The sequence below is a fragment of the Anaerotignum sp. genome (assembly GCF_031981185.1).
In the GTDB taxonomy this organism is placed as follows: domain Bacteria; phylum Bacillota; class Clostridia; order Lachnospirales; family Anaerotignaceae; genus Chakrabartyella.
Genome location: NZ_DALYUL010000006.1, coordinates 141,844 through 151,307, shown reverse-complemented (window position 1 = coordinate 151,307; position 9,464 = coordinate 141,844). Strand labels below are relative to the sequence as shown.

The 9,464-nt window shown below is 39.5% G+C and carries 8 protein-coding genes and 1 tRNA gene; 3 read left to right on the top strand and 6 right to left on the bottom strand.

Features of this window, described 5'->3' with window-relative positions; genetic code table 11:
* Window positions 1-94 precede the first annotated feature (94 nt).
* Both RTK36_RS05250 and RTK36_RS05245 read left to right on the top strand, forming a co-directional pair.
* Window positions 95-721 (top strand): copper amine oxidase N-terminal domain-containing protein, encoded by a 627-nt coding sequence (locus RTK36_RS05250; protein WP_312045022.1) that lies wholly within the window; start codon window positions 95-97, stop codon window positions 719-721.
* Between the two features lie 153 nt (window positions 722-874).
* Window positions 875-2,077, top strand: a complete 1,203-nt coding sequence (locus RTK36_RS05245; RefSeq protein WP_312045020.1) for a tyrosine-type recombinase/integrase — start codon at window positions 875-877, stop codon at window positions 2,075-2,077.
* Window positions 2,078-2,226: 149 nt separating this feature from the next.
* Here the strand turns inward: RTK36_RS05245 and RTK36_RS05240 are convergent.
* Window positions 2,227-2,300: transfer RNA gene (locus RTK36_RS05240), tRNA-Pro, on the bottom strand.
* Between the two features lie 267 nt (window positions 2,301-2,567).
* Window positions 2,568-4,382: an aspartate--tRNA ligase gene (gene aspS, locus RTK36_RS05235; protein ID WP_312045018.1), complete on the bottom strand. Its 1,815-nt coding sequence runs from the start codon at window positions 4,380-4,382 to the stop codon at window positions 2,568-2,570.
* A 286-nt stretch (window positions 4,383-4,668) separates the two neighbouring features.
* Here aspS and RTK36_RS05230 point away from each other — a divergent pair, with 286 nt between their 5' ends.
* A complete protein-coding gene (locus RTK36_RS05230; protein WP_312045016.1) occupies window positions 4,669-5,271 on the top strand; it encodes a cytidylate kinase-like family protein in 603 nt (200 codons plus the stop codon).
* A 369-nt stretch (window positions 5,272-5,640) separates the two neighbouring features.
* Here the strand turns inward: RTK36_RS05230 and ilvC are convergent, their stop codons facing one another.
* From ilvC to RTK36_RS16570, 4 genes are all read right to left on the bottom strand, one after another.
* The gene (gene ilvC / locus RTK36_RS05225) at window positions 5,641-6,627 is read right to left on the bottom strand and encodes a ketol-acid reductoisomerase (RefSeq protein WP_312045014.1); all 987 of its coding nucleotides are present in this window, start codon (window positions 6,625-6,627) and stop codon (window positions 5,641-5,643) included.
* Between the two features lie 32 nt (window positions 6,628-6,659).
* The gene (gene ilvN / locus RTK36_RS05220; RefSeq protein WP_312045012.1) at window positions 6,660-7,175 is read right to left on the bottom strand and encodes an acetolactate synthase small subunit; all 516 of its coding nucleotides are present in this window, start codon (window positions 7,173-7,175) and stop codon (window positions 6,660-6,662) included.
* A 10-nt stretch (window positions 7,176-7,185) separates the two neighbouring features.
* Window positions 7,186-8,844, bottom strand: coding sequence for a biosynthetic-type acetolactate synthase large subunit (ilvB, locus tag RTK36_RS05215; RefSeq protein ID WP_312045010.1), 1,659 nt, complete (start codon window positions 8,842-8,844; stop codon window positions 7,186-7,188).
* A gap of 473 nt (window positions 8,845-9,317) precedes the next feature.
* Entirely contained in the window at window positions 9,318-9,464 is a 147-nt protein-coding gene (locus RTK36_RS16570; RefSeq protein ID WP_442871336.1) for an FtsW/RodA/SpoVE family cell cycle protein, read from the bottom strand.

The window sequence follows — 9,464 nt, the reverse complement described above, 5'->3', positions numbered from 1 at the left end:
GTAAGGGAAAAGTTAGATTTGTCGGAAGAACAAACCCTTAATATTATTATAGACAGTATGGGATATATTGTCAAATTAAGGGAGGAATATCGCTATGAGATGGAAAACAATTATTGCAACATTTTTAGTAACTGTATTATTAGCTACAAACGCCTTTGCTGCTAACATTATGATTAATGGTGTCAATTTGCAAACAGATGCATCACCTGTTATTGTAAATGGTCGAACTTTAGTTCCTATACGATCCATTTTTGAAAGTTTAGGGGCAACCGTGTCTTGGGATGAATCAACAAAAACCATTACCGCCATACGTGATAATACAAGTATTAAACTCGTATTAAACGAAACAACCGCTATAGTGAATGGAAATTCCTGTACTCTAGAGGTACCACCCCAAATCATTAATGGTAGGACCATGGTTCCCGCAAGATTTGTTGCGGAGAATTTAAATTGTGATGTAAATTGGAATGCTACAACTCAAACAATCTCTATCTCTGAAACAGATTCAACCCAACCTGTAGTTACAGAACAGCAAACTTCAGTAAGCGAAAGTCCCTCTGCTACTGTTTCAGTAGATAAAAAAGGTACGACTGTCTATATAACCCGTACAGGCAAGAAATATCATTTTGATAGCAATTGCAACGGCGGCACTTATTTTGAGAGTACAATGGAAAATGCCTTAGCAAAAGGACTAACTCCTTGTTTAAAATGCGCTCAGTAAATTGTTTTATTTGAAAAAAAACCCCCACTCCGCTACCAACGAAGTGAGGGACAAGCGGTCATACCGTGGTACAACTGCCTTCGACAAGCTAATTGTATCACAAGACCGCTTTATTTACCATACCAAAAAATAAATAAAGGAGGTCTTATTTTTATGGCAAAAAAGAAAAACACCGTCCGTGCTGATGGTAGAATCGCCGTCCAGGTATTTCTTGGAGAATTTGGTGGAAAACGAAAATATAAAACCGTCTATGGAAAAAACCAAAAGGAGGCAGACGCAAAGGCGCAAGAACTAAAGATGTCTATGTACAAAGGCATTGATATCACTGCTGATCGGGATACGTTCGAATTTTGGATGGAGGCATGGAGTGCCCTTAAAAGCGCAGAGGTATCCTACGGACGTATGGAAAGCTATAAGCGCAGTATGAAAAAATACGAGCCGTTATTTAATCACCCTATTACACGCCTGAAAACTGCTGATTTTCAGCAAATCATTTTAGCTCTTGCAAAAGAAAATCCAAACACAGGCGAGCCATCAGCAAAATCAAGCCTCAAACAAATTCGGTCAGTTGCTTTACAGGTGTGTCAAATGGCGATTGACAACAGAGTCATGGACTATAACCCCGTATCGGCGGTTAAAATCCCTCGTGTACCAGAAAGCAGTACCAGGCGGGCATTAACGCAAGAAGAACAACAATGGATTATTGAAACACCTCACAGAGCACAATCGGCAGCTATGATTATGATGTTTGCAGGTTTACGCAGAGGCGAACTCCTGGCACTCACATGGTCGGATATTAGTTTTAAAGATGCTACAATTGATATTAACAAAACCATTGAATTTATTAACGGCCAACCGGTTCTAAAAAACACAGCCAAATCAAAAAACAGTATTCGAACTATTAATATACCTAACATCCTTGTGGATTTTTTGCGTGAAAAGAAAAAGGACTGTACAGATTCCGTAATCGTCTGCCCTTCTGCAAAGGGCCAACTTATGAGTGAGGTTAGTTGGCGTAGGCTATGGGACAGTTACTTAACAGATTTAAATATAAAATACGGAAATTTTAGCAATCAAATTTCAGGTCAGCCAAAAAGCAAATTTCAGCCTCAAGGTGTCCCATTTATCATTCCCCGATTCACTGCCCATTGGTTAAGACATACATATGCTACCATGCTTTACTTTGCAGAAGTGGATGTATTGACCGCAAAAGAGCAGCTGGGTCACTCGGACGTGCAAACCACCTTAAATATTTACACGCATTTAGATGGGAAGCACAAACGAAAATCAATGGATAAATTAAATTCTTACATCGCGGGTGGTACAAATCAAGATACTCACATCGTGAAAATCTGACTTGCATTTTGACTTGCATTGACTTGCATTTGACTTGCAAAATGATAATAAACGACAAAAAACGACACCAAATAATACGTCGTTTTCGAGCAATAAAAAAAGTGCCAAAACCCTTTAAAATCAAGGTTTTCAGCACCTTTTTACACCCATCGATGCGACAGGATTCGAACCTGCGACCTCGGCGTCCCGAACGCCGCGCTCTACCAAACTGAGCCACGCATCGAAATAGGAAACAATATTATTTTGCGCTTTTTTTAAGTAAATGTCAAGAATGATATAATAATTTAACCCCCTTAGCTGAAAGTTTTGACAATGAACGGAATAAAAAAATAAAGACAGAGATAATACTCTGCCTTCATTTCCTATAGTAATTGTCATCTTCAGTCAACTACATATTCTTCAGGAAGATCAACTTCATAAACAAGTTATACTAATTTCTGAAATACAATTGTCATAATTAATTTATTCATTTCATTGTTATCTCCGAAAATTATTCAGACTCTTCTGCTGCGTCCATTATTTCTTTCTTAATGCAAATTCCCAATTCATCCAACTGCTTTTCATCCACAACAGTAGGGGCATCGGTCATAGGGCAAGATGCGTCCTTCACCTTAGGAAAAGCAATGACATCACGTATACTACTTGCACCGCACATAAGCATGATAATTCTATCCAAACCAAAGGCCAGACCACCATGAGGAGGCGCACCATATTTAAATGCGTCTAAAAAATAGCCAAAACGCTGCTGTGCATCTTCTAGTGTAAATCCTAAAAGTCCAAACATTTTCTGCTGTACATCTCTACGGTGAATTCTGATGGAGCCACCGCCCAATTCATATCCATTTAATACAATATCATACGCTTTTGCACGAACCTTCCCGGGGTCTGTCTCCAGCAAATCAATATCTTCATCCATAGGTGCTGTGAATGGATGGTGTACCGCCACAAATCTGCCTGCTTCCTCATCCCACTCTAACATAGGGAATTCAGTAATCCAAAGGAAACTAAAATCATCAGCCTTTGTTAACTCCAACATTTTAGAAAGCTCCAAACGCAATGCTCCCAAAGAATCAAATACAACCTTATCCTGATCTGCGCAAATCAAAATCAAATCGCCAGGCTTACCGTCCATTTTATCTACGATTTCCGCTAATTTTTCATCTGTAAAGAATTTTGCAATCTGAGTTTTCAAACTGCCATCCTCATTAATAGCAATCCATGCTAGGCCCTTTGCACGGTAGGTTTTTACGAACTCAACCAAGCTGTCAATTTTCTTTCTAGGGAAAGTTCCGCAGCCCTTTGCATTAATTGCACGCACACTACCGCCTGCTTCTAACGCAGTTCTAAATACTACAAAATCTGTATCTCCAACCACCTCAGAAATATTTACAAGCTCCATACCAAAGCGGATATCAGGTTTATCAGAACCAAAGCGTTCCATAGCCTCTTTGTATGACATTCTCTTCAAAGGCAAAGAAATTTCTACGTTCAAAATATCCCGAAATACTTTTTGCATCATTCTTTCATTGATATCCAAAATATCCTCAACATCAATAAAGGAAAGCTCCATATCAACCTGAGTAAACTCCGGCTGGCGGTCCGCTCTTAAATCTTCATCACGGAAACATTTTGCAATCTGATAATAACGATCCATACCAGAAACCATTAGCAACTGCTTATACTGCTGAGGGGACTGAGGCAGTCCATAAAAACTACCAGGATGCACACGACTGGGTACTAAATAATCTCTCGCTCCCTCAGGTGTGCTGATTCCCAAAATAGGTGTCTCAATTTCCAAAAAGTCTTCCTGATCCAAGAAATTCCTCATCACTTGAACAACCTTATGTCTTAACACAAGATTATTTAACTGACTGGGACGGCGCAAGTCCAAATAGCGATATTTAAACCTTAAGTCATCCTTAACAGTAATATTATCCTCAATCTGAAACGGTGTTGTTTCGGCTTCGGAAAGAATACGGAACTCAGATGCAATAATTTCAATGGTTCCTGTTTTCATGTTAGGGTTAATATTCCCCTCTGTTCTAGGGGCAACTTGTCCACGAACAGCCAATACAAATTCGCTTCTAACACTTTCTGCCTTCTCAAACAATTCTTTTTCCGCTACATTTCCATCAATAGCAATCTGTACTAATCCGGTTTTATCTCTTAACGCAATAAAGATCAGCTGTCCAAGGTCACGGCGACGCTGAACCCAGCCCATTACCGTTACTTCTTTGCCAATCATGGTTTCATTTACATCACAACACATACAGCTTCTCTTCAAGCCTGCTAATGCTTCACCCATTTTTAATTCTCCTTCAAATACAAAATTTTCTTTCTCTATCATACCATTTTTCTAAAAAAAGTAAAGTTTTCCCGAAAAAGTTTCAAGCTTGATTTGCAAAATCATATAAATTGAACCGAACCTGAAATTACGGGTTATTTCCTTTTTTATGTAATTGTGATATACTAAATATATAGGAGGAGTATTCGCCTCTTATGCTATTTCTATATTCCTACAATTTTCTTGGTTTTTGTTCTTTTGATATTTTATCATTATATTTATAAATTGACAAATAGGAGTGATTCATATGGATAAGCATAAAATTATTACAATCAGCCGCCAGTATGGCAGTGGTGGGCGTATCGTAGGTAAACTATTGGCAGAACGCTTAGGGATTCCTTTTTACGATAATGAAATCATTTCTCTAGCCGCAGAAAAAACTGGGCTATCGAAGGAATGTTTTGTCAATGCGGAAGAAACTTCTACTGGAAATCTTTTGCTCTCCCTGACGACCCTGACCCCCAGTGTAGAATCCTTCGGCCTACCTTTAAACGAAAAAATATTCCTTGTGCAATCTCAGGTAATAAAAGAGGTGGCGGAAAAAGGAAGTTGCGTCATTGTTGGGCGTTCCGCTGATTATATTCTTTCCGATACAGAAAATTGTATCAATGTTTTTTTACAAGCAGACTTGAAGGATCGTATTAATAGAGCAGTGGAACAATATGACCTTCCAGAAAAAAATGCAGAAGCTGCTGTTATCAAAACAGATAAACGTCGTGCAAATTACTATAACTATTTTACAGGATTAAAATGGGGTGCAACTGGAAATTACGACTTAATTTTAAATACCTCTCGCATGGATCTAGAAAAAATCGTTGATGTTATTGAAAAGTATGTGTCTTTAATCTGATCTGTTTTACGAAAAAAGGGCATTCCTCAAGCCATGGTATGGTTTGAGAAATGCCCTTTTTCTACTACTTATTTTATAATTTATATCCAAAAATAGCTTTTCAGCCAGACCTTAGATCTTGTTATCTAAGGATTCAATTTTGCTTTGTTTTATTACAAAAAGGTGCTGCAAAACAATGAAAAATCATCCTTTTACAGCACCCTTTTTAACTCCCTAAAGGAAAATCCAATAGGGAAGCCCCCCACTTTTTAAAAACCATTTGTGATGCATTTCCAATATAATAGGAGTTCTAATTCCAAATATCAAAGAGCATTGGGCCCGAATAAACCGGTTATACCTCAAAATAACATGATCTATAATAGGTAAAGATTAGTGTTGTCTCATGTGGCTTCTCAATTCCGCTCCAACAGATTCACTCAAATGCGCCTTTTGCATTCTTCTCATGGCGTTGAAATGAGGACGGTTCGCCTGATTTTCCAGAATCCATTCTCTTGCGAAGGAACCATCCTGGATATCCTTCAAGATACCACGCATTGCTTCTCTTGTCTGTTCTGTGATGATTTTAGGACCTGCTGTGTAATCGCCATATTCTGCAGTATCACTGCAAGAGTAACGCATGAAGGAAAGACCTTCTTTTACAACTAAGTCAATGATCAGCTTCATTTCATGAATACATTCAAAGTAAGCATTTTCAGGCTGATATCCCGCTTCAACCAAAGTATCAAAGCCTGCTTTCATCAATGCGGAAACACCACCACAAAGTACTGCCTGCTCACCGAATAAGTCTGTCTCTGTTTCTTCTCTAAAAGTAGTTTCCAAAACCCCTGCTCTTGTTGCGCCCAAGCCATCAGCATAAGCCAACGCCACATCCTTTGCATTGCCGCTTGCATCCTGGAAAACAGCGATCAGTGCAGGAACGCCAAAACCTTCTTTATATGTACTTCTTACAACATGTCCGGGACCCTTAGGTGCAACCATGATAACATCTACATCGCTAGGAGGCACAATCTGACCATAGTGGATATTAAAACCATGGGCAAATGCCAGTGTAGAACCGGATTTCAGATATGGCTTAATATCAGACTGATACATCTTTGCTTGCGTTTCATCATTTACCAGAATCATGATGATATCAGCAGCCTTAACCGCTTCTGGAGTTGTCATAACTGTCAAACCGTCTGCTTCAGCACGAGCCTTGCTCTTAGAACCTTCGTAAAGAGCAACAACTACATCAGCGCCACTATCTTTGAGGTTCAGTGCATGCGCATGCCCCTGGGAACCATAACCAACTACTGCTACCTTTTTTCCTGCCAACATTTCTTTCTTTGCGTCCTGTTCATAATACATTTTAGCCATTTTACATTCTCCTTTGTAATTATATTTTGATATTACTCTACACCATATAAACATTTGCTGCCGCGTTCAACAGCGATGAGTCCGGTACGACAGTATTCAAGTATGCCGTAAGGGGCTATATAAGTAAGAAAAGCATTAAGCTTACTACTTTCTCCTGTTATTTCAATGCATACTGAATCGGGAGACATATCCACCACTTTCGAGCGAAATACATTTGCTGCTTCCAGTATCGTTTGAAGGGTATCACCCGTTGCATTGACCTTTGCGATTAAAAGCTCCCGCAAAATTGTGTTGTCCGTGGTCATTAGCTCAACTTTTTTCACATCATATAGCTTAGAAATTTGTTTGAGCAGCTGATCCTTTTTATTGGCATCACCTGTAGCGGTTATGGTCATCCTTGAAACCTCAGGATTAATCGTTTCACCGCAGGTGAAGCTGTCGATATTAAAATTTCTTTGACTAAAGAGAGACGATATTCTGGTAAGGGCCCCTGATTGATTTGATACAATAATGGAAACCGCAAATTGTTGATCATTGACATTACTCATTCAAATCACCTCATTTCAAAATAATGTCGTCCATGGAGCCGTTGGGCGGAACCATAGGAAATACATTTTCTTCGTCGGGAATCAAACAATCAATTAATACAGGGCTGTTTAAAGCAAAGGCTTTGTCCATGGCTTCGTCTAATTCCTCTAGGTTCTTGGCACGTAAGCCTGTTGCACCAAAAGCTTCTGCCAGCTTTACAAAATCAGTCTTTCGCTCCAAGTTGCTAGACATAAAATGATTCTCAAAGAAAAGATTCTGCCATTGCCTTATCATTCCCAGCACCCCGTTGTTCAGAACAACAATGATAAGGGGAAGTTTTTGGGAAACAGCCGTTGCCATTTCATTTAGGTTCATACCAAAACTGCCGTCTCCAGTAAAAAGTACTGTTTTTTCTCCAGTTGCCATTGCGGCACCAATAGCAGCACCCATTCCGTAGCCCATGGTGCCCAAACCGCCGCTGGTTTGCAAAGTTCTTGGTTTTTTAAAGTTATAATATTGGGCAACCCACATTTGATGCTGACCAACATCAGTAGCAATATTTGTTTCAGGTGTAGCTCTGCAATTCACAGCGCCAATTACCTGCCAAGGCAATAAATAGCCCTTTGGTAAAGAAACCTCTTTTGTTTTGTTTTTATAGCCGCTTACCTCATTTTCCCACTCTGGATGCTTTTGGGGCTCCAGCTTTGAGTTTATGTAACACAGTGCAAAATATAAGTCTCCGGGAATTTGTAGTGCCGCGTCGATATTTTTGCCATGCTCAGCCGAATCAACATCTAAATGGATAATTTTTGCATTTGGAGCAAACTTGCTTCTGTTTCCTGTTGCTCTATCTGTAAAGCGAACCCCCGCTGCAATAACCAAGTCACACTCGCTGATGGCCTTGGTGGCAGCAAATCTGCCGTGCATCCCACTCATACCTAGATACTTGGGATGGCTATTATCCATTGCCGTTAAGCCCATCATACTGCAAACCATAAAGGCATCGGTTTTTTCAATCAGTTTCGTTATAATCTCTGAGCAATTTGCGTTTATTACGCCGCCACCGCAATATATTACGGGGCATTTACTTTCGTTTATCATTGTTACCGCCTGGTCTAATAAAGCTGTATCAGGCTTGAAGTCTGTTAATTTTTCCGCAATGCCCTTAGGCGCGTATTCGGTTTTATCTAACTGTATATTTTTCGGGATGTCCACCAATACAGGACCGGGACGCCCGCTTTTTGCAAGTCGAAATGCCTCTCTAACTGTTTCTGCAAGAGTTTCTACGTTATCAATGCGAAAGCTATGCTTTGTTACAGGAATGGATAAGCCAAAGGTATCTACCTCTTGGAAACTATCGGAACCGATTAGCTCCATTGGCACATTTCCTGTAATTGCAACCATGGGAATGGAATCCGCTTTTGCTGTGGCAAGCCCTGTCATTAGGTTTGTCGCCCCTGGCCCTGAGGTCGCGATACAAACGCCCACCTGGCCGCTGGCACGACTGTAGCCATCTGCTGCATGGGCTGCACCCTGCTCATGGGCTGTCAGTACATGGTTGATACGATGTCTGTTTTTGTAAAGTTCATCGTAAATACTGAGCACTGTCCCTCCCGGATAACCGAATAGCGTAGTCACACCCTGTTCAATAAGGGTTTCTATTAATATCTGGCAGCCGCTTAGCTCCATTCTTATTCCTCCTCACATAGATTTTTTTTAAACAAATTTTTATCAAGCAAAAAGGCTGTACAGTGGATACACTGTACAGCCTTTGATTTAGGATTTCACCTCATGCAATCTTAATCAAATGAACTTTATCAGCAGCTAACCACTTTTTACCAGCACAAATAACCTCACCGAGAATGACAAGGACGAGGTTAATGAGGCTAATAATAATGTAGTTAACATACTGACTAAAGTTATGCATAATAATGATCTCCCTTCCGTTTAAATTTGTTATTTGGAAGTTTAAAGCTTAATTGTATTTTTGTCAATACAAATTTTTGATCTTTTTTTCACGAGAAAGAATTTTTGTTAATATGCTGTATGTTTTTAAATTCATACATTGTTCTTTGTGCACTAATTCCTGTACATTTTACAATAATTAACTCAATTTTATTAATTTTAAATTATTTCCAAAAAAAAACTTTGCTTTCGCAAAGTTAAAAGACCTCTGATTTTTCAGTTTGCCTTGATATATTTAAAAGTATCCCCATGGCTGTCATATTTATAACCAACGAACTTCCTCCATAGCTTATAAAAGGAAGTGGCACTCCAGTAACTGGCATAGAGCCTGTTACAACTGCAAT

Excerpts from the sequence above, each read along its gene's own strand:
- ilvC (WP_312045014.1), bottom strand. The coding sequence starts at position 6,627 with ATGGCTAAAATGTATTATGAACAGGACGCAAAGAAAGAAATGTTGGCA.
- aspS (WP_312045018.1), bottom strand. The coding sequence starts at position 4,382 with ATGGGTGAAGCATTAGCAGGCTTGAAGAGAAGCTGTATGTGTTGTGAT.
- RTK36_RS05250 (WP_312045022.1), top strand. The coding sequence starts at position 95 with ATGAGATGGAAAACAATTATTGCAACATTTTTAGTAACTGTATTATTA.
- ilvN (WP_312045012.1), bottom strand. The coding sequence starts at position 7,175 with ATGAGTAATGTCAATGATCAACAATTTGCGGTTTCCATTATTGTATCA.
- RTK36_RS05230 (WP_312045016.1), top strand. The coding sequence starts at position 4,669 with ATGGATAAGCATAAAATTATTACAATCAGCCGCCAGTATGGCAGTGGT.
- RTK36_RS05245 (WP_312045020.1), top strand. The coding sequence starts at position 875 with ATGGCAAAAAAGAAAAACACCGTCCGTGCTGATGGTAGAATCGCCGTC.
- ilvB (WP_312045010.1), bottom strand. The coding sequence starts at position 8,844 with ATGGAGCTAAGCGGCTGCCAGATATTAATAGAAACCCTTATTGAACAG.